21 protein-coding genes are annotated in these 23,968 nt (G+C 48.0%); 11 read left to right on the top strand and 10 right to left on the bottom strand.

All coding sequences use genetic code 11. From position 1 onward, the window contains the following. Positions 1 to 1,131, bottom strand: coding sequence for an isochorismate synthase (locus NQ546_RS11070; RefSeq protein ID WP_004291069.1), 1,131 nt, complete (start codon positions 1,129 to 1,131; stop codon positions 1 to 3). Positions 1,132 to 1,366: 235 nt separating this feature from the next. Between NQ546_RS11070 and NQ546_RS11065 the strand changes: the two genes are divergently transcribed. The 6 genes from NQ546_RS11065 to NQ546_RS11040 all read left to right on the top strand — a co-directional run bounded on the left by NQ546_RS11065 (position 1,367) and on the right by NQ546_RS11040 (position 9,602). Then, a complete protein-coding gene (locus tag NQ546_RS11065; RefSeq protein ID WP_004291070.1) occupies positions 1,367 to 2,767 on the top strand; it encodes a TolC family protein in 1,401 nt (466 codons plus the stop codon). A 32-nt stretch (positions 2,768 to 2,799) separates the two neighbouring features. Beyond that, entirely contained in the window at positions 2,800 to 3,792 is a 993-nt protein-coding gene (locus NQ546_RS11060; protein ID WP_004291071.1) for an HlyD family secretion protein, read from the top strand. 135 nt (positions 3,793 to 3,927) lie between these two features. Beyond that, positions 3,928 to 6,249, top strand: a complete 2,322-nt coding sequence (locus NQ546_RS11055) for an ABC transporter permease (RefSeq protein ID WP_004291072.1) — start codon at positions 3,928 to 3,930, stop codon at positions 6,247 to 6,249. 235 nt (positions 6,250 to 6,484) lie between these two features. Further along, entirely contained in the window at positions 6,485 to 7,915 is a 1,431-nt protein-coding gene (locus tag NQ546_RS11050) for a RapZ C-terminal domain-containing protein (RefSeq protein WP_004291073.1), read from the top strand. A gap of 14 nt (positions 7,916 to 7,929) precedes the next feature. Continuing rightward, on the top strand, positions 7,930 to 8,679 hold the full coding sequence (locus tag NQ546_RS11045; protein ID WP_004291074.1) for a nucleotidyltransferase family protein: 750 nt from the start codon (positions 7,930 to 7,932) through the stop codon (positions 8,677 to 8,679). 248 nt (positions 8,680 to 8,927) lie between these two features. Beyond that, a complete protein-coding gene (locus tag NQ546_RS11040) occupies positions 8,928 to 9,602 on the top strand; it encodes an outer membrane beta-barrel protein (protein ID WP_004291075.1) in 675 nt (224 codons plus the stop codon). Here NQ546_RS11040 and NQ546_RS11035 read toward each other — a convergent pair. The 3 genes from NQ546_RS11035 to NQ546_RS11025 form a co-directional block, all read right to left on the bottom strand. Then, the gene (locus tag NQ546_RS11035; RefSeq protein WP_004291076.1) at positions 9,570 to 10,607 is read right to left on the bottom strand and encodes an ABC transporter ATP-binding protein; all 1,038 of its coding nucleotides are present in this window, start codon (positions 10,605 to 10,607) and stop codon (positions 9,570 to 9,572) included. The two genes, NQ546_RS11040 and NQ546_RS11035, sit on opposite strands and share 33 nt — an antisense overlap. A 153-nt stretch (positions 10,608 to 10,760) precedes the next feature. Then, positions 10,761 to 11,351, bottom strand: a complete 591-nt coding sequence (locus tag NQ546_RS11030) for a DUF417 family protein (RefSeq protein ID WP_039953287.1) — start codon at positions 11,349 to 11,351, stop codon at positions 10,761 to 10,763. Between the two features lie 243 nt (positions 11,352 to 11,594). After that, a complete protein-coding gene (locus tag NQ546_RS11025; protein ID WP_004291078.1) occupies positions 11,595 to 12,452 on the bottom strand; it encodes an AraC family transcriptional regulator in 858 nt (285 codons plus the stop codon). Between the two features lie 135 nt (positions 12,453 to 12,587). Between NQ546_RS11025 and NQ546_RS11020 the strand changes: the two genes are divergently transcribed. The 5 genes from NQ546_RS11020 (at position 12,588) to NQ546_RS11000 (ending at position 20,117) form a co-directional block, all read left to right on the top strand. Further along, positions 12,588 to 12,983, top strand: a complete 396-nt coding sequence (locus NQ546_RS11020; protein WP_004291079.1) for a DUF1573 domain-containing protein — start codon at positions 12,588 to 12,590, stop codon at positions 12,981 to 12,983. A 117-nt stretch (positions 12,984 to 13,100) separates the two neighbouring features. Next, complete coding sequence (locus NQ546_RS11015) at positions 13,101 to 15,092, top strand: OPT family oligopeptide transporter (protein ID WP_004291080.1); 1,992 nt, start codon at positions 13,101 to 13,103, stop codon at positions 15,090 to 15,092. Positions 15,093 to 15,182: 90 nt separating this feature from the next. Then, entirely contained in the window at positions 15,183 to 16,052 is an 870-nt protein-coding gene (locus NQ546_RS11010; protein WP_004291081.1) for an alpha/beta hydrolase, read from the top strand. A 64-nt stretch (positions 16,053 to 16,116) separates the two neighbouring features. Beyond that, positions 16,117 to 19,332, top strand: a complete 3,216-nt coding sequence (locus tag NQ546_RS11005) for a glycoside hydrolase family 2 TIM barrel-domain containing protein (RefSeq protein WP_004291082.1) — start codon at positions 16,117 to 16,119, stop codon at positions 19,330 to 19,332. An 11-nt stretch (positions 19,333 to 19,343) separates the two neighbouring features. Next, positions 19,344 to 20,117, top strand: coding sequence for an N-acetylmuramoyl-L-alanine amidase-like domain-containing protein (locus tag NQ546_RS11000; protein WP_039953289.1), 774 nt, complete (start codon positions 19,344 to 19,346; stop codon positions 20,115 to 20,117). A 20-nt stretch (positions 20,118 to 20,137) separates the two neighbouring features. Here NQ546_RS11000 and NQ546_RS10995 read toward each other — a convergent pair whose 3' ends face one another. The 6 genes from NQ546_RS10995 to glf form a co-directional block, all read right to left on the bottom strand. Beyond that, a complete protein-coding gene (locus NQ546_RS10995) occupies positions 20,138 to 20,596 on the bottom strand; it encodes a hypothetical protein (RefSeq protein ID WP_004291084.1) in 459 nt (152 codons plus the stop codon). Between the two features lie 4 nt (positions 20,597 to 20,600). Then, positions 20,601 to 21,020 carry a helix-turn-helix domain-containing protein gene (locus NQ546_RS10990; protein ID WP_017140595.1) on the bottom strand — a complete coding sequence of 140 codons (420 nt, stop codon included), beginning with the start codon at positions 21,018 to 21,020 and terminating at the stop codon, positions 20,601 to 20,603. Further along, entirely contained in the window at positions 21,007 to 21,495 is a 489-nt protein-coding gene (locus NQ546_RS10985; RefSeq protein ID WP_004291086.1) for a hypothetical protein, read from the bottom strand. Before NQ546_RS10985 ends, NQ546_RS10990 begins: the two co-directional genes overlap by 14 nt. A gap of 200 nt (positions 21,496 to 21,695) precedes the next feature. Then, positions 21,696 to 21,920: a hypothetical protein gene (locus NQ546_RS10980; protein ID WP_039953374.1), complete on the bottom strand. Its 225-nt coding sequence runs from the start codon at positions 21,918 to 21,920 to the stop codon at positions 21,696 to 21,698. A 159-nt stretch (positions 21,921 to 22,079) separates the two neighbouring features. Then, positions 22,080 to 22,838, bottom strand: coding sequence for a glycosyltransferase family 2 protein (locus tag NQ546_RS10975; RefSeq protein WP_004291089.1), 759 nt, complete (start codon positions 22,836 to 22,838; stop codon positions 22,080 to 22,082). A gap of 17 nt (positions 22,839 to 22,855) precedes the next feature. Then, positions 22,856 to 23,956 (bottom strand): UDP-galactopyranose mutase, encoded by a 1,101-nt coding sequence (gene glf, locus NQ546_RS10970; RefSeq protein WP_004291090.1) that lies wholly within the window; start codon positions 23,954 to 23,956, stop codon positions 22,856 to 22,858. Between the last annotated feature and the right edge of the window lie 12 nt (positions 23,957 to 23,968).

Genomic DNA, 23,968 nt, shown 5'->3' with positions numbered 1-23,968 from the left:
TTAGTGATTAGTGGTTAATGAATCATGGGAGGGAATCCTTAACAGACGTTTCATGGTTTGCAGTTTCTTTTCCGTTTCCAGCCATTCGTCGTTCAGTTCCGAAGAAGCCAGCAATCCACCGCCGGCATAAAAAGACAATTGTCCGTTTTCAATGTGCATACACCGCAGGTTCACATATAAGTCGGTCTTTCCGGAAGGATCGAGCCATCCGATGAAACCGGAATAATAACGGCGGTCATAGCCTTCGTTTTCCAGTATAAACCGGTATGCTTCCTCCTTAGGCAGTCCGCATACAGCCGGAGTGGGATGCAGAACTTTCAGAAGACTTCCCAGTTTCCGGTTATCTCTCAAAGTAAAATGAAAACTCGTTTTTAAATGTGACAATGCTCCGGCATAAGCTGGATACGGACCGTTCTCCGCAGGATGAATGTCTAATGAAAGAAGTTGCCGGCGGATATAAGATACAACATATTCCTGTTCTTGCCTATTCTTCTCACCCCATTCCTGCGGCAAATTACCATTCTGCAAAGGCAGGGTACCTGCCAATGCCACCGTACTCCACTCGTCCTTTTCTCCTGATAAGATAATTTCGGGAGTGCTGCCCATCCATACACCGGTCCGGGGGGTGTAGCACAAATATACGTAAGAATGAATATAATGTTTGCATGCAGCATGGAACACTGCCGAAGGGGAGAAATCCGGAAACTGTCCAATGACGGATTTGCGTGAAAGTACTAATTTATCAAACCTCTTACTGCGCAAGGCTTCTATAAATGTCCGGAAACAAGTCTCATACCCTTCCGTATAAGTTTCCGAAAATGTTTCCTGCTCCTGAAACAACCGGAAGGCCTCCTGTTCTTCTTCCGAATACTCATCGGGCAGCAGGAAATGTTCCGGTTCTTCCGGTTGTATCAGCACAATCGGACTCTCCTCACTCACCCGGAACGGTGCAATGACGAATCCTCTTTCCCCATCCAACTCTTCAAGGTCGTGCAACAGGCGGACATTCCCCGTTGCCTGCATCAGCAAATGGGGAGCTGCCTCTCCGGGAATACGATAGACGGCAAAAGGCTGTTCTTGCCGGATCAATGTATCAATAGCTGTCAGATTACTTATTTCTTTGTCAATCATCTTCTTTCATAAAAGAATAAAACCAGCATAGTGTTCAAACGCGCTGCATGATTTTAATTCAGATGACAAAGATACAAAATCCTTTTTATAGAAGATATAAAGCGAAAGTTTGTTTATACTGTCTTTATATGAATATAAGACTCTGTATCTTTCCTTGCATACTTTCAGAATGAACAATCTTTCACAAGGAATGTTTGAGAGATTATCATTTCAACCTAAACGATAAACCTGACATATGAAACAAATCTTACTTATCATCCTCTTGGGAACGGGAATTTCCATAACGGCACAAACCCTCTCCCTGAGTTTTGACGACGCCCTACGGCAAATGCAGCAGGGTAATCGGAGCCTGAAGATAGCCGACAAGGGCATCGAAGCCGCACGTGCAGAACGTGACAAGTTGAACGCTCTGTGGTATCCAAGTCTGCAAGGTGCAGGAACATTCGTACACCTGTCCGAAAAAATAGAAGTGAAGCAGCCTCTTTCGCAATTTACAGATCCTGCCAAAGACTTCGTACACAACCTCGTTCCGGACGACCAGTTCATCAGCGGCATCCTCGACCAGATAGGCAGCCACACACTCGTCTTTCCACTTGCACCGCGTAACCTCACAACGGTGGGGTTGACAGCCGAATGGATTGTATTCTCCGGCGGCAAACGTATCCGCGCCGGCAAAATAGGAAACACGATGATAGACATGGCACGCGAGAACCGGGAACAAACCGATGCCACACAGCGTATCCTTTTGGCAGAGAGCTATTTCGGCCTGCGCCTGGCACAAGAAGTGGTACGTGTGCGCCAAGACACCTACAACAGTCTGCAACAACATTACAAAAATGCCCTAAAGCTGGAGGCTGCCGGAATGATAGACAAAGCCGGACGCCTCTTCGCCCAAGTGAATATGGACGAAGCGCAACGCTCACTGGAAGCCTCGCAGAAAGAGGCCGCAGTGCTGCAAAATGCCTTGCGCACACTGCTCAACATGGAAGATACCTGCACCATACAGCCCATCTCCCCACTCTTCATCAACACCGTCCTTCCTGCTCAAGAGGAGTTCTTGCAAGCCATGCGGACCGAGAACTACACCGTCAACCAATTGCAGTTGCAGTCGCACATCGCCAAGCAACAGCTCCGTATCGACCAGAGCGGATACCTGCCCGACATTGCAGTGTTTGGCAAACAGACCTTATATGCACATGGTATTCAAAGCAACCTCGTTCCCCGCACCATGATAGGAGTAGGATTTACTTGGAACCTCTTTGACGGGCTGGCACGAGAAAAGCGGATACGCCAATCAAAAATAGCCCAGCAGACCCTTGTCATAGGACAGGAAAAGGCCAAAGACGATTTAAGTGTAGGCATTGACAAGCTCTACACACAAATGCAGAAGTCTCAGGACAATGTACGCGCCCTGAACAGCACTATCGAACTGAGTGAAGAGCTGGTCCGCATCCGCAAGAAATCATTCACCGAAGGCATGGCCACAAGCACAGAAGTGATAGATGCCGAAAACATGCTGGCAACCGTACGCGTGGCCCGTCTGGCGGCATATTATGAGTACGATGTTGCACTGATGAACCTGCTGGCGCTATGCGGAATACCAGAACGGTTTGATAAAATGAGAATTGAAAATTAAGGCTTATACTCCATACTTTATACCTATATAAAATGAATATCAATAATAAAACTATCAGCATCACATTCATCGTTATTTTAATCGTTACCGTAGTGGTATCAATCATCGGAATGTTACTTATGAGCCGGCAGCCAATGGTGCTGCAAGGACAAATAGAGGCCACAGAGATACGCATCAGCGGGAAACTCCCCGGCCGCGTAGATTCCTTTCTCGTGGAGGAAGGCGAATGGGTCAAGGCAGGTGATACGCTCGTCGTCATCAACAGTCCCACTATCGAAGCCAAGTACCGCCAAGTGAATGCTTTGGAACAAGTGGCGCAAGAGCAGAACAAAAAGATTGATGCCGGAACGCGCCGACAAATCATTGCCACAGCCCGGCAGCTATGGAACAAGACGCAAAGCGACCTCACCCTTGCCCAAACCACCTACCGGCGTGTCCTAACCCTTTACAAAGACAGCGTCGTCACCGAGCAGCGAAAGGACGAAGTAGAAGCCATGTACAAAGCCGCACAGGCCGCCGAACGAGCTGCGTACCAACAATACCAAATGGCAGTGGACGGTGCGCAAAGTGAAGACCGCGCCGCTGCCCGCAGCCTTGTAGACGCTGCCCGCAGCACTGTCGATGAAGTATCCGCCCTTTTGGTGGACTCCAAGCTCATAGCTCCCGAAGACGGACAGATAGCCACTATCTTCCCGAAACGCGGCGAGCTGGTGGCTCCGGGCACTCCCATTATGAACCTGATTGTAATGAACGATGTGCACGCGGTCTTGAATATTCGGGAAGACCTGATGCCTCAGTTCAAGATAGGCGGAACTTTCAAAGCCGATGTTCCCGCACTTGACAAGAAAGACATAGAGTTCCGCATCTATTACATCAGCCCGCTGGGCAGCTTCGCCACTTGGAAATCCACCAAGCAAACAGGGAGCTATGACATGCAGACCTTTGAAATACATGCACGCCCTGTACAGGCTGTGGAAGGGCTAAGACCGGGAATGTCGGTGCTGCTGACTCACGCCGACCGCTAATCACCAATCACTAATCACCAACCTCTCATCATGAATTTACTATATAATGTTTTCCTCCGCGAATATCACCGTATCACCTCACGCCGCCTTTATCTCGGCGTGTGTGTCATCCTGCCCTTATTCTGCCTGTTCTTCATGGCTACTATTTTCGGGAACGGACAAATGGAGAACATACCCATCGGCATCGTAGACCGGGACAATACCGCGACTTCACGCAGCATATCCCGACGCATATCGGCCGCCCCTGCTTTTCGGGTGGCGAAGCACTTCACCGATGAAGCTTCAGCACGTCAGGCGTTGCAGCAGAAAGAAATATACGGTTACCTGTCCATTCCTCCCCGGTTTGAGCAGAAAGCAGTCAGCGGAACGGACGCAACGCTGACCTATTACTACCATTACGCCCTTCTCTCGGTAGGAAGCGAACTAATGGCTACATTCGAAACCACCCTCGCTCCAATAGCCCTGTCCCCTATCATCATACAGGCACAAGCGCTGGGGGTGGAACAGGGACAAATGCAAACGTTCTTCCTTCCGGTAGAAGCCGATACACACCCACTCTATAATCCTGACATGGATTACTCTATCTATCTGAGCCAGCCGTTTTTCTTCGTTTTGTTCCAAATACTGATTTTGCTTGTAACGGTCTACTCCATAGGAAGCGAATTCAAGTTCGGTACCACGCAAAATTGGATGCGGGCTGCCACACCTCCGGATAAAGATCCTGCCAACCTGCAAAATGCCAGCATCCTTGCCGCTGTCGCAGGGAAGCTGCTGCCCTATACCCTTGTATTCTCTGCCATAGGCATATTGGCGAACTACGTCTTATTCGGCCCGCTGCATATACCGTTTCAGGGCAGCCTGTGGCTGATGAATGCCATTACAGTGCTCTTCATCATGGCCACACAGGCATTGGCGGTACTGATATTCTCTGTTTTTCCCAAGATAGCCTACATCATCAGCGTGGTTTCAATGATAGGTTCTTTGGGGGCTACACTGTCAGGGGTTACATTTCCGGTGGCGGCTATGTACGCACCGGTTGATGCCGCTTCCTACCTGTTCCCGGTGCGGCACTTCACCGAAGCGTCACAGGCAATGATCTATTTCAATGCAGGTTTTGCCTATTTATGGCAATCGGTTGCTATACTCCTGATATTCCTATTGTTGGGAGTATTGATTCTACCTTTACTGAAATGGTGGATACGGAAAACAATATCGGAGGAAGTAACTGAAAAAGCAACCCCACAGGAATCATTGGCACATACTGCCGGGAACAGAATGCCGTCCTTAGGTGATGTTATCCGCCATGAATGGAAAGCCATCTCCACCAATCCTGCAATCCTTCTGGTGTTGGCAGGCGGTATATTCCTCTACGGTTTACTCTATAACTACATGTATGCCCCCAACCTGGTGCGCAAAGCTCCGGTTGCCGTAGTCGACCTCTCCCATTCCGCACTCAGCCGGGAATACGTGCGCTGGCTGGATGCAGCTCCGCAGACTTCGGTCCGCGCCCGGACTCCAAACATCCTTGAAGCCCGCGAATGGATGAAGAAAGGCGAGGTCACCGGCATACTTTATATTCCCTCCGATTTCGAGACACGTGTGGCCCGCGGTGAAAACTCCGTATTCACCCTATATGCGGCAACAGACGCGTTCCTCAATTTCAAGGGATTGCAAGAAGCCGCCTCACGCGTTATGCTGGCCGTAAATGATGCCCACCGATCTGCCGGAGCTGTATTTCTGCCGCCACAGGGGTTGTTGGCCGTCGCATCATCCGCCCCCGTCAACGTATCAGGGACGGCCCTTTACAACTATACCGAAGGATATGGTTCCTACCTGATCCCCGCCGTAATGATTGTCATCATCTTTCAGACGATGCTAATGGTGATTGCCATGCTGACAGGTGAAGAAGCCGAAGAAAGGCGGAAAGGAATTTCCATGATGAACGCCTGTTCCCTAAAGGATGCGCTGCGCATCGTATCGGGAAGGAGTTTTGTATATGTAATGCTGTATGTGGTGTTCTCATTGTTCCTGCTGGGATTGCTCCCGCACATTTTCAGTATTCCCAATATCGGCAACGGATTGGACATTGTCGTGATGATGATACCTTTTCTGCTTGCCACAAGTTTCTTTGCGCTTGCCCTGTCCCGCTGGTTCACCGACCCGGAAGCCCCGCTGCTGATGATAGCATTCTTTTCTGTGGGCTACATCTTCCTTTCGGGCGTTTCCTATCCTCTGGAACTGATGCCTTGGTATTGGCAGGCGGCGCACTACATTTTTCCCGCAGCTCCCGCGGTGCTCGCTTTCGTCCAACTGAATTCAATGGGTGCCACTCTTGCCGACATTTGGCCTCAGATGCTGACGCTGTGGATACAAGCAATCGTGTACGGTGCATGGGCATTGCACACTGCAAGGCATAAAAAAAGGCTATCTATCCCAGACAGCCAATCTTTTTGTTAACCTTAAATCTAATACTATGAAAAACACATTACAAAGATACGGACATTTCGGGAATCTCCAAATTATCGGAGCGCCAAAGCCCAACTTATAACATGGTTTAAGAGGAGTGTGCTGTTATTAACATTTTGATGATAATAAATCAGGAAAAAACTTATCCGGCATGGATTTATTGGGCAAAGGTTAACATGTTTCCGACAAAAACCTTATCTTAGCTGCCAAATATAAAAAAAACGCTATGATAACCGAAGAACTGAAGAAACTCTACACCGTACATACCGGACACGAACCCGAAATCATTGACGAACTCCCCTCTTCCGGCTCCAACCGCCGCTACTTCCGTCTCACAGGTACGCCCACGCTGATAGGTGTCAGCGGTGAATCCGTCGAAGAAAACCGCGCATTTCTCTATATGGCAGAGCATTTCCGGCGGAAAGGCCTGCCCGTACCCGAAGTATTCATCCGTTCCGAAGACGAAGTGTACTATCTGCAAGAAGATTTGGGAGACACTCTCCTGTTCAATGCCATTGAAAAAGGACGCAAAACCAGCGTATTCGGAGAAGAAGAAAAGCAACTGTTGCGCAAGACTATCCGCCTGCTGCCTGCCATACAGTTTGCCGGAGCCGACGGCATGGACTTCTCCTACTGCTATCCGCAGGCGGAGTTCAACAGCCGCAGCATCCTGTGGGACTTGAACTACTTCAAATACTGTTTCCTCAAAGCAACCGGCATGGACTTTCAGGAAGACCGTCTGGAGGATGATTTTCAGAAAATGGCGGATGTATTGCTTCGCAGCAGTTCCGCTACTTTCATGTACCGCGACTTCCAAAGCCGCAACGTAATGATCAAGGATGGCGAGCCCTGGCTCATCGACTTTCAGGGCGGGCGTAAAGGGCCTGTCTACTACGACGTGGCTTCATTCCTATGGCAAGCCAAAGCCAATTATCCCGACAGCTTGCGTCAGGAGCTTCTGAAAGAGTATATAGAAGCGCTGCGTAAATACCAACCGGTGGACGAAAGTTATTTCTATGCCCAGCTTCGTCACTTCGTACTGTTCCGCACCATGCAGGTATTGGGCGCATACGGTTTTCGCGGTTACTTCGAGAAGAAGCCCCACTTCATCCAAAGTGTGCCTTTCGCCATTGAAAACCTGCGCCAACTGTTGCAAGAACCTTACCCCGAATACCCCTACCTCTGCAAAGTCCTGCACGAACTGACCGAACTGAAACAATTCACCGACGACCTGCAAAAGCGGCGCCTGGTAGTGAAAGTCACCAGCTTTGCCTATAAGAAAGGAATCCCCGAAGACTCCTCCGGCAATGGCGGCGGCTTTGTATTCGACTGCCGCGCCGTAAACAATCCCGGCAAGTACGAACGCTATAAGCCTTTCACCGGACTTGACGAACCCGTTATCCGTTTCCTCGAAGAAGACGGGGAAATAGCCGTTTTCCTTGAACACGTATACGCTTTGGTAGATGCTTCCGTAAAGCGATACATGGAACGCGGCTTCACCAGTCTCTCCGTATGCTTCGGCTGCACAGGCGGGCAGCATCGCTCCGTATATTCGGCACAACACCTGGCCGAACACCTGAACAAAAAGTTCGGCGTACAAGTGAACCTTATGCACAGAGAACAGAATATTGAACAGACTTTCAACGCAAAACGCTAAAAAGCAATGAGATAATGAAAGCAATGATATTTGCCGCAGGACTGGGCACGCGCCTTCGTCCGCTGACGGACCACACCCCCAAAGCCCTTGTTCCCATAGCCGGGAAAACGATGTTGGAACGTGTGATCCTACGGCTGAAAGATGCCGGATTCAATGATATTACGATCAACATCCACCATTTCGGCGAACAGATCATCGAGTTTCTCCGCACCCACAATGATTTCGGAGCCACCATCCACATCAGCGATGAACGGGACAGATTGCTCGACACCGGTGGCGGAATAAAGAAAGCGCGTCCCTTTTTGGACGGCAACGAACCCTTTCTTGTGCACAATGCCGATATTATCTGCGACGTAGATCTTGCAGAGCTTTACAGGCATCACAGGGAAAGCAACGCCGAAGCCACACTGCTTGTCAGCGAACGACAAACCTCCCGGTATCTGCTATTGGACGATGATAATCTTCTGCATGGCTGGATAAACAAATCCACAGGCGAAACCAAGCCCGGAGACTTCGTTTTCCAAGAAGGAGAATATAGGGAAATGGCTTTTGGCGGCATTCATGTCATATCCCCTTCCATTTTCCGCCAAATGGAAAGTGCCCAATGGGAAGGGAAATTTTCCATTATCCCTTTCTATCTGTCCGTCTGCAAGACAACCCGTATACAAGGCTATCCGCTTCAAAGTTGCCACTGGTTCGACATCGGTAAACCGGAAACACTGGCAAAAGCGGAGAATTACCTCATAGAGAGTGCATTAAAGTAAAAAAATCCGGCGCATACATACCCTTCACTCTCTCTTACGAACATGGAAAATCCGTCTTGCGAGATAAAAAAAATCGTCCCATGAGATGAAATAATTCATCTCACGAGACGAAATATTTCATCCCGTAAGACAAAATAATTCATCCTGCAAGACGAAAAAAAACATTAAAAAGGAACTGCTATCTTTGACATCCGGCACATGAGATTTCAAACATTCAGTCAGAAGATCAAAAAACAGAGAACATACGTATGAAAAAGATAATGATGATAATCGGCCTCTTAGTTGCCGCATCAGCCGTTTGGGGCCAATCATCCCTCTCTTTCTATGCAGAGGCAGGAATCGGCACCTCCCGCCTCTATGGAAGACACTCCGGCAGTGACACGCAAACATCCTATAAAGCGGGAGTAGGTGCGGAATATACGCTGAACAGGACCTGGGCACTGCAATCCGCCCTGGAATTTATATCCATAGGCGGCAAAGACGATATGCAATATGTGGAACATGCCAAGATGCACGAATTGTACTTACAGATACCCGTAATGGTTGCCGCACGACTGCCGCTGGGCGAAAACTACCACGCCTCATTGGGCTTGGGTCCGTACATTGCTTGCGGTGTAGGCGGAAAGACATCCGGCAGCATCAAACAGGATTACGCCCACAGCGGTCACGACGGCTATTACCGCTTCCGGACAAGCACATTCGGCAGTGTATTGGAGAATAAAGCGGGAAACAGAAGGCTGGACGGCGGCGTCATCATTGAAATAGCGTTTGAATACCGCCGGTTCATCATCGGTGCAGAAGCACAGGTAGGACTGGTGAAAGTCAACCAGCAGTTGAGACAGGTAATCGAGACGGAAGAGTTTCAAGGCTACTTACCCAAGAACTTCGCCTCATTCTTTACCATAGGATATAAGTTCCGGTAGGAGTTTCGCCAATACCTCTCCGATACCGGAAAGACACACCGGCTCTTTGCCGGGCTGATGCACAACAAACACCTCGTCTCCTCCCTCCGTACACCCGTCCGTCTCAACGTGCGTTTCCGCTTCCACGTCGCGGCCGGCAAAGATGCCGTTGCGTTGCAAAGCCTTGCGCATCATGGCATACCTCTGTCCACTACCGGAAAGGCGTACCTGCGAGGCATATTCATTATCCACCCTGAACAATCCGCTCTCCGGATCGAACACAATGCCTTTGCGGGCAAAGAAACTACCAAGACTGCCGTTCAGCGAAAGATCCTCCGGCGTACCGATAGTTACCCCATTCGCCTTATCCATCAGCCAGATTTTGTCGGCAATTTGCAGAGCCAGTTCAAGATCATGCGTAGAGAGAAAAATAGTCTTGTCCGTCCGTCTGCTGAGGTGATGCAGCAGTTGCATCATTTCCACTTTGCTGGGAAAGTCGAGGAAAGCGGTAGGCTCATCCAGATAAATCACCGGCGTCTCCTGAGCCAGCGCTTTGGCTATCATCACTTTCTGACGTTCGCCGTCGCTCAACGTATGCACCATGCGGTGTGCCAGGTGAGGGATGCCGACCAAAGCAATGGAGTGTTCCACCACATGCTTGTCCTCCTGTGTCAACACGCCCCAAAAACCTGTATAAGGGGTGCGTCCCAGCCCCACCAATTCCGTAACGGACATATTGCGGAGGTCGCACTTCTCCGTCAGCACCACACTGATGACGCGTGACAACTGCTTGTCGGTATAAGTCTCGATCTCCCTGCCCTGAATACGTATCTCTCCGCCCAGCTTGGGCTGAAAGGCGGACAATGTCCGGAGCAGTGTGGACTTGCCCACTCCGTTGGCTCCCAACAGACAGGTCAGTTCACCGCTGTTGATGCCGGCACAGATGCCGTCCGCCACCACTTTCACATCATTCTTACCGGGATAGCCGATAGAAAGGTTCTCTATATGTATAGTTTCGCTGTTCAATTTGAATTACCGGATTAGGAGTTTCAGGTACGCACTTCTCATTTCCGGGCGCAATATTCGGAATTTTCGGGGAGATACGCAAACTCTCCCCGAACAAATCGCTATAAAAAGAAGATGAAAACCATTGCAACAGCATCCCACTTTTTCATAGTCTTATTTCTCGAACCGGTTCAAGACCTTTTTTGCGCTGTCTGCCAGCACCACAAGAGCTCCGGCAAGAATAGCGGTATCCTTTATCACCAGACGTCCCGCCCCGGTCAGCAAAGGAAAACCATGCTCCCCACTTCCCAAATCGGGAACCCACACTTCGGGGGTGGTAACAAGGAAAGAAAGCGTACCGAGTGTCATAATGACCGCCAGCGCAGCTCCCGCCAGCCCAATTTGAGGAGAGAATATGCCCAAAAAAGTAAGGATACCTATTGCCATAATCAGTATTCCAAGACCGTGGGAGAAACCGTAGGTATTGTTCTCCATATGCCATTGGTGTTCCACCTCATTGAACTCACCCTCCTTCAGTTTATACTCCTTGTATTCCGGCGCCGCCTTGTTATAGAAGAAACTCATAAACGGACTGTTTGCCACGAACGGAACAATTCCCTCGGCTTCATAATTCCAGAATTTCAGGCCGCCTATCCATACAAATATCACAAGAATGGCCACGCGGATCAGATTAACGCCCAATTTTTGGGAAGAAGCGGCCAGTGTCAGCAGTGTAAGAAACAGTTTTTGCAATTTCGTTTTCATAATTTTTATTGTTTTTAGTGAGGGTGTCAAAACTCTGACAAGCCTATCATTTCGCTCAAAATATCTTTTATTTCTTACGCTAATATATAGTCTGTCATGCAGAACGTAGTGAAGCATCTCTTCTCCTACTCACACAGAGAGTAGATTCTTGAATGACAGAGTAAAATGATAGTTAATGTTAGTTTTGACACATCTTCATGTTTTTGCAAAGATCCCTGTTTCCGACGGAACGTGAAATGGCAATTATTCCGTAACTGTTGGCAATTCTTCCCGTTGCACCCTTTTCCGGTACTCCGACACACACTCCCCCGTCATTTTCTTGAAGAAACGGCTGAATGTCGCCAAATCCTCAAAGCCCAGAATATCCCCGATTTCCTTCGCGCTTTTTCGTGTGTAGAGCAGCAGGCGTTTGGCTTCCGCCTCTATCCGTTCGTGAATGATGCGAAGCGGAGAAGGCAGTCCGCAGGCGGAAAACAAGTTGGATAGCGTTTTAGGCGAACGGCAAAGAATACCGGCATAGTCCTGCACCTGCTTCTTCTCGCGGAAGTTTCCGTCTACCAGCACATAGAACTGCCGAATGATGTCGAAAGCCTTTTCATGCTCCCTCCCCACACTGAACTTTGTACGGGCTATACGTGTGCAGGTGATGATGAAGCGCTTCAGCATAATACGCAGCATCTCCTCCTGAAAACTGTCGCTAATGGCCGATTCCCGACAGAAGCCGCGGACTATATCGTGCAGCCCGGACGACTGTTCTTCCGAGAGTTCCAGACGCATCACCTGGGATGAACCATAGAACAGGACGCCGTTGCAGGACACTTCGTCATCATGTCCGAAGATGCAATAGAAGTTACTGTTGAAAACCAAAGTCAGGTACTCGCCTTCCACCTCTTTCACCTCCAAATGGTGCAACGGGGTAAGCGTAATGATTTCGTCCTTTGCCAATCTCATGGGTATGTGGTCCACCTCAACAGCAAGCGAACCGTTCTGCACCCACAGGAACTTATACAAAGTCTTGTCCCGTTGCAGCCGCTTGTTTTCATGAAAACGGGAGGTCATCGCGATATTGCCGTTCAAGCGCGTATTTAGCTGATAGTCCATAAGTTTCTATTCGTTGATAAAGGAAACAAAGATAGGCAATATCCCGGATTTAATACTATTTCGCATAAAATACGAATGATTTTTGCAGAAATGGCTTACCTTTGCGCACTGTGTAACTAAATTAAAGATAAAGACATGAAGAAACTTGCTTTTTATATGTTGATGCTGGTTATGGGTATCGGTTATGCCCACGCACAAGGCCAGGCAGATATTAAATTCGACAAAACCACCCATAACTTCGGTACATTCTCCGAAAGCAGTCCGGTGGTGAGCTGCACTTTCACTTTCACCAACGTAGGAGATGCCCCGCTGGTAATTCATCAGGCAGTGGCATCTTGCGGATGTACAGTGCCCGAATATACGCAGGAGCCTGTAATGCCCGGAAAGAAAGGAACAATCAAGATTACTTACAACGGTACGGGCAAATACCCCGGACACTTCAAGAAGTCCATTACGTTGCGCAGCAATGCCAAGACCGAAATGCTCCGGCTCTTTGTGGAAGGCGACATGACTGCCAAAGACGCCAAATAATCGTTTTTATGATACAGAATAAAGGAGAATTTTTCAATTCTCCTTTTTTTTTGCTTTCTTTGAAGCCTATAACCGATACATATCGCAATCATAACAATAAACAATAAAACAGCTATTATGAAACAAGAAGAAGAGAAACTGACCGGCTTGCCGGAAAATGCGTTCCGCGCACTGAAGCCGGGAGAAGTCTACAACCCCTTGATGAGTCCCGACAAGAAATATCCCGAAGTAAACCTTTGGTCGGTGCTGTGGGGTATCGCTATGGCAATCCTCTTTTCGGCGGCGGCAGCCTATCTGGGATTGAAAGTGGGACAAGTGTTCGAAGCAGCCATTCCCATTGCCATTATCGCCGTCGGCGTATCAGGCGCAGCCAAACGCAAGAACGCGCTGGGCGAAAATGTCATTATACAATCCATCGGAGCCAGTTCCGGCGTCATCGTGGCAGGTGCAATCTTCACCCTGCCCGCACTGTACATCCTGCAGGAAAGCTATCCGGAAGAAATCACCGTAACATTCACGCAAGTATTCATCAGTTCATTGCTGGGTGGCGTGCTGGGTATTCTTTTCCTCATTCCGTTCCGCAAATATTTCGTCAGCGACATGCATGGCCAATATCCTTTCCCCGAAGCCACCGCAACGACGCAAGTGCTTGTATCGGGCGAGAAAGGCGGTAGCCAGGCAAAGCCGTTGCTGTTGGCAGGTATCATCGGAGGTCTGTACGATTTCATCGTAGCCACTTTCGGGTGGTGGAACGAGAACTTCACAACCCGCGTATGCGGCTTCGGCGAAATGCTGACCGAGAAAGCCAAGCTCGTGTTCAAGGTAAATACCGGAGCTGCCGTTTTGGGTCTGGGCTACATCGTCGGACTGAAATACGCTTCCATCATCTGTGCCGGTTCGCTTGCCGTATGGTGGATTATCATTCCCGGCATGTCCCTCATCTGGGGAGACAGCGTGCTGAACCAATGGAATCCTGAGATTACCGCCACCGTAGGCGCAATGGCTCCGGAAGAGATCTTCAAATACTACGCCAAGAGCATCGGTATCGGCGGCATTGCAATGGCGGGTATCATCGGCATCATCAAGTCATGGAGCATCATTAAGAGCGCCGTAGGACTGGCTGCCAAAGAGATGGGTGGCAAAGCCGATGCGGAAGCCAACGTGAAACGCACACAACGCGACCTTTCCATGAAGATCATTGCTATCGGCTCCATCATCACGCTGGTACTGGTGACGCTGTTCTTCTACTTTGATGTGATGCAGGGCAACCTGCTGCACACATTGGTGGCTATCCTGTTGGTTGCAGGCATATCATTCCTCTTTACCACCGTAGCTGCTAATGCCATTGCCATTGTGGGCACAAACCCGGTATCGGGCATGACACTTATGACGCTGATACTTGCATCGGTAGTAATGGTAGCAGTAGGTCTGAAAGGCCCGGGCGGAATGGTAGCCGCACTGGTCATGGGCGGTGTGGTTTGTACGGCGCTTTCTATGGCAGGCGGCTTCATCACCGACCTGAAAATAGGCTACTGGCTGGGAAGCACCCCCGTAAAGCAGGAAGCATGGAAATTCCTCGGAACAATCGTTTCGGCAGCTACCGTAGGCGGCGTAATGATTATCCTGAACAAGACATACGGATTCACCAGCGGACAACTGGCTGCCCCGCAGGCCAATGCAATGGCGGCTGTCATCGAACCGTTGATGAACGGTGTAGGCGCACCCTGGCTGCTTTATGGCATCGGTGCTGTGCTGGCTATCGTACTGAATTTTTGCAAGATACCTGCACTTGCCTTTGCGCTGGGCATGTTCATCCCACTGGAGCTGAACGTTCCGTTGGTAGTGGGTGGCGCCGTCAACTGGTACGTAACCAGCCGCAGCAAGGATGCTGCCCTCAATGCCGAACGCGGTGAAAAAGGTACACTGCTGGCATCCGGTTTCATAGCCGGCGGCGCACTGATGGGCGTGGTAAGCGCGGCAATGCGCTTCGGCGGTGTGAACCTTGTGAACGACGCATGGCTCAACAACACATGGTCCGAAGTACTGGCACTGGGTGCTTACGCTATCCTTATATTCTATCTCGTCAAAGCTTCGATGAAAACGAAATAAGCTGCGGAGATACTGAAATAAGTTCATAGGAAATCATCAGCCATTCTTCGCTATGTTCTGAATGGCTGATGATATAAAACCGTATTCATTATGAAAAAGACACTATTCCTATCCTTACTGTTCGCAACAACAATGTTGTCTGCACAAAAGCCCGTCGAACTGCCGTTATGGCCCGACGGAGCGCCTAATACAAACGGACTGACCGGCAATCAGGAAGATTTGGAAGGCGGCCGCGTAGCCAATGTAGTCAATCCTTCCATAACCGTTTACCGTCCGGCAAAACCCAACGGCATGGCTGTTATCATGTGCCCCGGCGGCGGATACGGCCGTCTCGCCATGAACCACGAAGGACACGACATGGCGGCATGGTTCACAACGCAGGGCATCACGTATGCCGTATTGAAATACCGCATGCCCAACGGACACCATGAGGTTCCCTTGTCGGACGCCGAACAAGCTATCCGCCTGATGCGCGGACACGCCAAAGAATGGGGTGTGAATCCCAACCGTATCGGCATCATGGGAGCATCTGCCGGCGGGCATCTGGCGGCTTCTCTTGCCACACTATACAGCAGTGACGCCACCCGCCCCGATTTTCAGGTCTTGTTCTATCCCGTCATCTCCATGCTGAAAGGAGTCACCCACAGCGGTTCACGCAAAAACCTCCTCGGAGAAACGCCTTCCGCCGAACTGGAACAGAAGTACTCGCTCGAACGGCAAGTATCTCCCCAAACGCCGCAAACATTCATCATGCTGTCGGCAGATGATGCAGGCGTTCTGCCCATCAACGGCATCGGCTATTTCCTCGCCCTGCAAGAGCAGAAAGTTCCCGCCACTCTGCATGTCTACCCCACCGGCGGACATGGCTGGGGCTTTCGTGACAGTTTCACCTACAAACGCCAATGGACTGGGGAACTGGAAAAATGGCTGAGAGAAGGACTCACCTTTCCGGAGAAATAGCAGACCGGGAGAAAACGTATTTACAAACAATCATTAACTCATACAAACCTTAAAACATTCTTTTATGAAAATGAAAAAACTACTGGTTGCAGCCGCCTGTCTTCCTCTCGCCCTCATGGCACAGGAAGACAGGTATGCGCAAATCACCAATCCCCGGCTGACAAGTATCAACAAAGAGCAGCCCCGCAGCACGTTCACCTCCTATACGAACGAAGCAGATGCCGTCATCAACGACCGCAAGAACGGGACATTCCGCATCTCCCTCAACGGAAAGTGGAAATTCAACTATGTAGAGAACTTCGCCGACCGCCCTACCGACTTTATGGCTCCCCATACAGACGTAAGCAAATGGCCCGACATCAACGTTCCCGGCAACTGGGAGCTGCAAGGCTTCGGCACGCCTATCTACGTCAACCAGTCGTACGAGTTCTGTTCCCCCGGCTACGCCCCCTACTGGGACAAGCCCAATCCGCCCTACGTTCCCAAAGAGTGGAACCCTACGGGAACCTACCGCCGCACCTTCACGCTGCCTGCCGACTGGGATGACAAAGAAATCTTCCTCAGCGCCGACGGAGTACGCGGAGCAGCTTTCTACTACCTCAACGGGAAATTCGTGGGCATGAACAAAGACTCCAAAACCCCTGCCCGCTTCAACGTCACCTCCTTTGCCCGAAGAGGAGAAAACGTGATAGCCATACAGGTGCATCGTTTCTCCGACGGCAATTATCTGGAGTGTCAGGACTTCTGGCGCATCAGCGGCATCGAACGGGATATTTACATGTATGCCCAGCCGCAAATACATCTCACCGACTTCAAGGCAGAAACTCCTCTGGACGCAGATTATCGCAACGGTATCCTGAAGTTGAAGGTGAAGTTCGCCAATGAAACCGGTAAGGAAATCCCGTTTACGGTAGGCTATCGTCTGCTGAACAGCAAAGACGAACAGATAGCCCAGTCATCCGCACGCGCAAGCTACGGCCAGACAGAAGTGGAGTTCACCCCAAAAACAATCAAAGAACCACTGCAATGGACGGCCGAAACACCTGATCTCTATACACTTGTCATCAGCCTGAAGCACACCAACGGAGACGTTATCGAAGCCACCAGCTGCAAAGTGGGCTTCCGCACCGTAGAGATAAAGGACAAGCAGCTGATGGTGAACGGCAAACCGATCCTTGTGAAAGGCGTCAACTACCATGAGCACAATGAACATACCGGACATTACGTTCCCGAAGACCTTATGCTGAAAGACTTCGAGCTCTGGAAGCGCTACAACATAAACACCGTCCGCACCTGCCACTACCCGCAACAGGAACGTTTTTACGAGTTGTGCGACCAGTATGGCATCTACGTCATCGACGAAGCCAACATCGAAAGCCATGGAATGGGCTATAATCTGAACGTAGGCGGAACATTGGCAAACAACCCGTTGTTTATGAACTCCCACGTAGACCGTACCCTGAACATGTACGAGCGCGACAAAAATCATCCCTGCATCATCACTTGGTCATTGGGCAACGAAGCCGGCAACGGAGTGAACTTCTACGTCACATACAACACACTGAAGGCGCTGGACAGCCGTCCCATACAATACGAGCGCGCCCAACTGGAGTGGAATACGGACATCTTCTGTCCCATGTACCACCGCCCCGCCCAGATCGAGAAATATGCCCAAAACCCCGAAATGACCCGTCCGCTCATCCTCTGCGAATATGCCCATGCCATGGGAAACAGTCTCGGAAACTTCCAAGAATACTGGAATCTCATCGAAAAATATCCTATCCTGCAAGGCGGTTGCATCTGGGACTGGGTAGACCAAGGATTTGCCGCCAAGACCTCCGACGGACGCAAATACTGGACGTACGGCGGCGACTATGGTGAATACGGCACTCCTTCCGACGGAGACTTCTGCATCAACGGCGTGGTATATCCCGACCGTAGCGTAAAGCCTCAGACAGAGGAAATGAAGAAAGTATATCAGAATATTAAGTTCCTCGACTTCGATCGCATAGCCTTTGTCGTAAAGATACGAAATGACTTTTCCTTTACCAACCTCAACAAGTTCGACTTCTACTACATCGTCCGCCAGCATGGTAAAGAAATCTACAAAGGGCGCATCAAAGACATCGCAGCCGAACCGGGCCAGACAGTCACCAGTCCGTTCCTGAATGGTATTCCAGCGGTCAACCCCTCAACCGGAGACGTACGCATTGAATTCTATGCTGCCATCCGTACCCCCGAACCGTTCCTTCCGGCAGGCACAGTCATTGCCCGCGAGCAAACCTATGTCTATACTTTCCATAAGAAAGACGCTCCGCGGCAGGCATTTGCCACTCCGGAAGATAATGGCAGACAGCTCACCTTCTCCGGTGCAGACTTCACAGCCACATTCGACAAGCAAAGCGGCTTGCTGGTATCCTACCGATACAAGAAACAGGAATTTATCCATAATGGACAAGGTCCCCGCCCCTTCTTCTGGCGTGCACCTATCGACAACGATTATGGAGCCCGGCTTCCCGTACGACTGAAAGCATGGAAAGAAGCAAGCTATCAGGAACCGAAAGCCGAAAACTTCGACATTGTGCGGGGCAAGGACTCCACAGCAGTAAAAGTGACCTACCGCTTTCCACAGACCGATGCCCGCTGGGACATTACATACAAGGTGTACAGCAACGGCGTTATCAAAGTGAACAACCACTTCGTAGCCGAAAATGCCCAAGCGCCAATGATACCGCGCGTGGGACTGCGCATGCAACTTCCCGCACGCATCACTTCGCTGGCCTACTACGGACGCGGTCCGGAAGAAAACTACCGCGACCGCCGCACTTCGCAATTCTTCGGTGAATACACCTCGGACATCAAAGACATGTACGAACCCTACGTCCGCCCGCAGGAAAACAATCACCGGACAGACATATATTGGTGTACACTCACCAGCAAGGCAAAAGAAGGCCTGCTCTTTGTAGCCGACCGCACTTTCGAGATGAACGTGTCCAATTATCCGTTGGAAAGTCTCGACAGCGGCGACTCCATAGAAAACGGCGCTCCACGCACCGCCAAGACCAATCATCGCCACCTCACCGACCCGCAAGCCGTTCCCTCGGTGGATTTCTTCATAGACTACCGCATGATGGGCATAGGCGGTGACAACAGTTGGGGAGCTTTGGCACACGAGCCTTATCTGATACATTCAGGCAAGCAGAATAGCATCAGCTATGGCTTCACGATTGTACCATTCGACAAGAAGACGGACTTCAAGAGTCTGATATATCAATATTAAACCGCAAGACAATGAAATCCTTGTTCTGCATGTTCTGTACTTTAGCAATAGCATCGTCCGTTTCTGCACAGGAAACGGGCAATGCCATGCTGAAATATGGATTGAACTTCCTCAAAACACCTTATGTGGCACATACACTGGAAGTGAACGAAGAGGAGAAGCTCGTAGTCAATTTCGACGAAGTGGATTGCACCACTTTTGTGGAGTACGTACTTGCCCTGTCACTCTCCCCCGTCAAGAACGGAGCGATAGATAAGACTGACTATGCAAGAGTTCTACAAAAGATACGCTATCGCGACGGCAGGATCAACGGTTATACTTCCCGCCTGCACTACATTGCCGACTGGATAAACAACGGTGTCAAACATGGTTTTATGGAAGATGTAACCGCAGCCAACAGTCCCGATTCAATAGCGCTGTCCCTCAACTTCATGTCCTCACATCCCAAATCGTACAGGCAGTTGGCGTCTTCTCCCGAGAATGTCAGCAAAATAGAGAGTATAGAAAAAGCCCTTTCCGGACAGACATTCCATTACATCCCCAAAGCCAAACTTCCCGACGAAGGTTTTAGCTGGATAAAGAATGGCGATATTATAGCTATTACAACCAATGTTCCGGGTCTGGATGTCGCCCACATGGGAATTGCCTATTATGAAAAGGGAGTATTGAAATTGCTTCATGCTTCTTCCACCCGGAAAATGGTGGTTATTACGCAAAAAACATTGGCACAGATGCTGAAAAATAATAAAAGGTTTACGGGGATCAGGGTGGTAAGAATAAAATGATATTAAAAAAAGAGGAATTTTCATTCCTCTTTTTTAATATTGGCAGGTGATATTATTGCATTCATAGGAATTAAAGGTATCAGATACTTTTCTAACGGAGTCCCTTTCAACTTTGTAAAAAAGATACCTCTCAAAGCTCCAACATTAATTTCACATAGATGTTCCAAAGCATCCGGCAAATTTGTTTCAAAGCCTTTCTCTGTTTCCATCTTTATAAAGGCAGAAAACGGATCAATCCTAAAATTGGTGTATACACCTAATTCAGCCAAAACACAATTATCGTGAGCCGATTTATATCTTGCCTTAACTTCTACCCCAAACTCTCCTTTTTCTTGATCACTCTTAAAGCTATGAATAAAGTCCACTTTTAGATCATCTGGCTTAATCGTAGAATAATCATAATCGTAATTAAATCTATAAAGAGTTTCTGTAAGGTTCAGCAAAGATATTTTTATATTTACAGGTACTGTTTTTGCCATATTATCAATTGTATAATAAATTATGTGAGGAAACCAAATCATAGTTATAACTATACGACTCCTGTTCGTATTGAGGTATAAACATATTCTTTCGGGAAGGTTTAACCTCAATAGTTATCCTATGATTAATTGTACTTTCAAAGGCAACCTCCTCTCTATTATCAAGCAAATGAATATCTAAAGCATGTTCTATATCCGATAACGTGTCTGTAGTAAAGTTATGTTTCCCAGACAACCATTTAGATATTTCAGAGGGACGCTTGCCCAGTATTCTGGAAAACTCTTTCTGGCTCATATTGCGTTTTTCTAATGTCTTGGCTATTTTAGCGGCAATTGCCATCTTGGATGCAGTTCTTCGCACTTCATCTTCTGATATATCAGACAATATCAAGTCTAAAAAAGTCCCTTTTTTAATTTTCCTCATAATCATTTATAATAAGTTCTCCGGAAATAATTCCGTCTTCGTTTAATTTTAAATCTTTCTCTTTTATGCGCTCGTTTATCAATTCTGCTATCCGCTTTATTTCTTCAACTTTTCCTGACAAAACAGGATCTTCTTGATAAGCCCTTATACTTGGAGACTTATAGCCACCTCCTCCCAGTATAATTAAAGATGAACCATAGCGCAAACAATAAACTCTGATCCTCTTAGCCCATACAGCAGCCACACCATCCCCTAACCTTCCTTCATTCAACTTAAAAAAGTGTTCCTGGCATCCTACTTTATTCCCCATAGCTATTAGTTCTTTCACAATCTCTCTAATTTCATTAGGGTATAAAGGACCGTTTTCTTCTACAAATTGATCGAACAATGTGTCTTCCGCATCATCTAACAAAACAGAATAAATGTGTGCTTTGTTCCCTGAAAACTCTTCTAAATCAACTAACTCAACTTTCACTGGCCACTATTTTTGTTACAAAAGTAATAATTATTATTAGAATAAATAACTTATAAGTGAATTTTATCGTTTAAGTTCAATTATCGAAAGTCTTATAAATACTCATTCTATATCAAGAATTTAAACAAAAACAGCCGGAATTGCTAAATCGAAGCAATCCCGGCTGCGCCTAAAACATAATAACCGCTGTTACCTGTCGTTTATCTGTTTTTCCTTTTCCTGACTATCAACGGTGCTCCAAGCTCTTCCCGTTCCACCACTTCAAGAAAACCACTTTGTTCCAATTCAAATAAAGCCGGATATACACGTAGCTTATCGGCACCGGAGTTCTGGATAATGTCCTCTACCCTGACATTGTCCAAAAAAGAATTGATATAATTAATTACTCTTTGAGTATCAATTATTTTTTGATTCACATTATCCATACCCATAATTTGTTAACATCCAATTTTACATATTCTATATGAAAAGCAGAAATGCTGAAGCGATGCACAATGAAAAAAATATCCACTGTATAGCGAATAAAGAGATTCCTTTTCTTTATTCGCTATACTATACGACTTTTTGGAACATCAGCAACTTCATTACTTATAAAACTTAATGAATCCAAGAATTCCCCAGTACACAGTATATAATAGGCTCCTCAACATGCCCAACTTTTGATAGCGATAATAAAAAAGGAATTGTGCTTTAACCAGTTTCTTTTTCTTGCCTGTTGTAGAAGACGCCATCACCCGATAACTCGCCAATACCTCTTGATTACCATACGACTTACCTGCCAACTTCACAATGTCAAGCCAATAGGCATAATCATCCCTGATACTTTTTAACTCCTCTTTCAAATAAATTTTTCCATACACAGAACTATCATACAAACCAGTCAAACAGGCAATATGATTTGTCATTTGCATCTGTCTATAGGTCACTACTTCTTTAGCTCGATAAGGACGCAATATTTCTTCCGAGTTCTCATTAATCCGTTTGTAGGAGGCATGTACCACTATAGCACTCTTCCGTTTCATCAGGGCGAGTTGGCTTTCCAGAAAATCAGGTTCCCATAAATCGTCAGCATCCAGCAAAGCAATATATTGTCCTTTTGCATTTCTTATCCCATTGTTTCGGGCAGAAGCAGAACCGCCATTAGCTTGCCTCAGCAATACAATCCGCTTGTCGCGCCGGACATATTCATTTATAATTTCGGCACTATTATCTTTCGAACCGTCATCCACTACTATCATTTCCCAATTCGCGTATGTCTGCCTCAATACAGAATCTATCGTTTCACACACATACTTCGCTCCGTTATAAACCGGAGTAACGATAGATACCAAGCCTTTTTCCATACTATTTTTTGATTTTTCTAAACTAAAGAATTTTCCAGATTCAAAGCCCTTATGATTACCTGATGCATATCATAGTACTTATACTCTGCCAGCCTACCGCCAAAGAGCACCCTCTCCTGCGCATCGGCCAGCGCCTTGTACTGGGCATATAAAGCCCCGTTCCGCTCATCGTTCACCGGATAATACGGTTCGTCGCCCGGCTTCCACTCTTTGGAGTACTCTTTCGAGATAACCGTATCCGGCTGATTCCCGAATTCAAAGTGTTTATGCTCGATGATACGGGTGTAGGGAGTCTCTGCATCAGTGTAGTTCACCACCGCATTACCCTGATAATTAGCAACACCCTCCAGCAGTTCGGTTTCAAAACTTACTGTCCGGTACTCCAAGTGTCCGAAACGATAATCGAAATAACGGTCTATCTCGCCCGTATAAATTACCTTGTCTGCTATGGAATCAAAGTATTTCCTGTTCTCAAAATAATCTGTATCAAGCTTCACTTCGATTTCTCCCAGCAGTTTCTCTACTAACTTTGTATACCCACCGATAGGGATTCCCTGATACTTATCGTTGAAATAATTATTATCAAAGGTAAAGCGCACAGGAAGACGACGAATGATAAAAGCTGGAAGCTCCGTAGCCTTTCTGCCCCATTGCTTCTCCGTATAGTCTTTGATAAGCGTGTAATAAATATCTTTCCCAATTAAAGAAATCGCTTGTTCTTCCAGATTGTGGGGATTGATAATTCCCGATTCCCGCCTTTGTTCTTCTATCTTCGCAGCCGCCTGCTCCGGAGTAATAACTCCCCACATTTGGTAAAACGTATTCATATTAAAAGGAAGGTTGTAAAGCTTCCCCTTATAATTGGCTACGGGAGAGTTTGTGTAGCGGTTGAACTCTATGAATGAGTTAACAAAGTCCCATACATCCTTGCTACTTGTGTGGAAGATATGGGCACCATATTTGTGAACGTTGATGCCGTTCACATTTTCGGTATAAACATTGCCGCCTATATGCGAGCGTTTGTCTATCACCAAACACCGCTTTCCACGACGGGTAAGGACGTGCGCAGCAGTGGCACCGAAAAGTCCAGCACCAACGATTAGAAAATCATGCAACATTTCAATCTATAT

Origin of the sequence: Bacteroides eggerthii, assembly GCF_025146565.1 — a bacterium.
Classification (GTDB): Bacteria; Bacteroidota; Bacteroidia; order Bacteroidales; family Bacteroidaceae; genus Bacteroides; species Bacteroides eggerthii.
The sequence above is the reverse complement of the archived record's forward strand: the minus strand, read 5'-3'. Positions and strand labels throughout refer to the sequence as shown.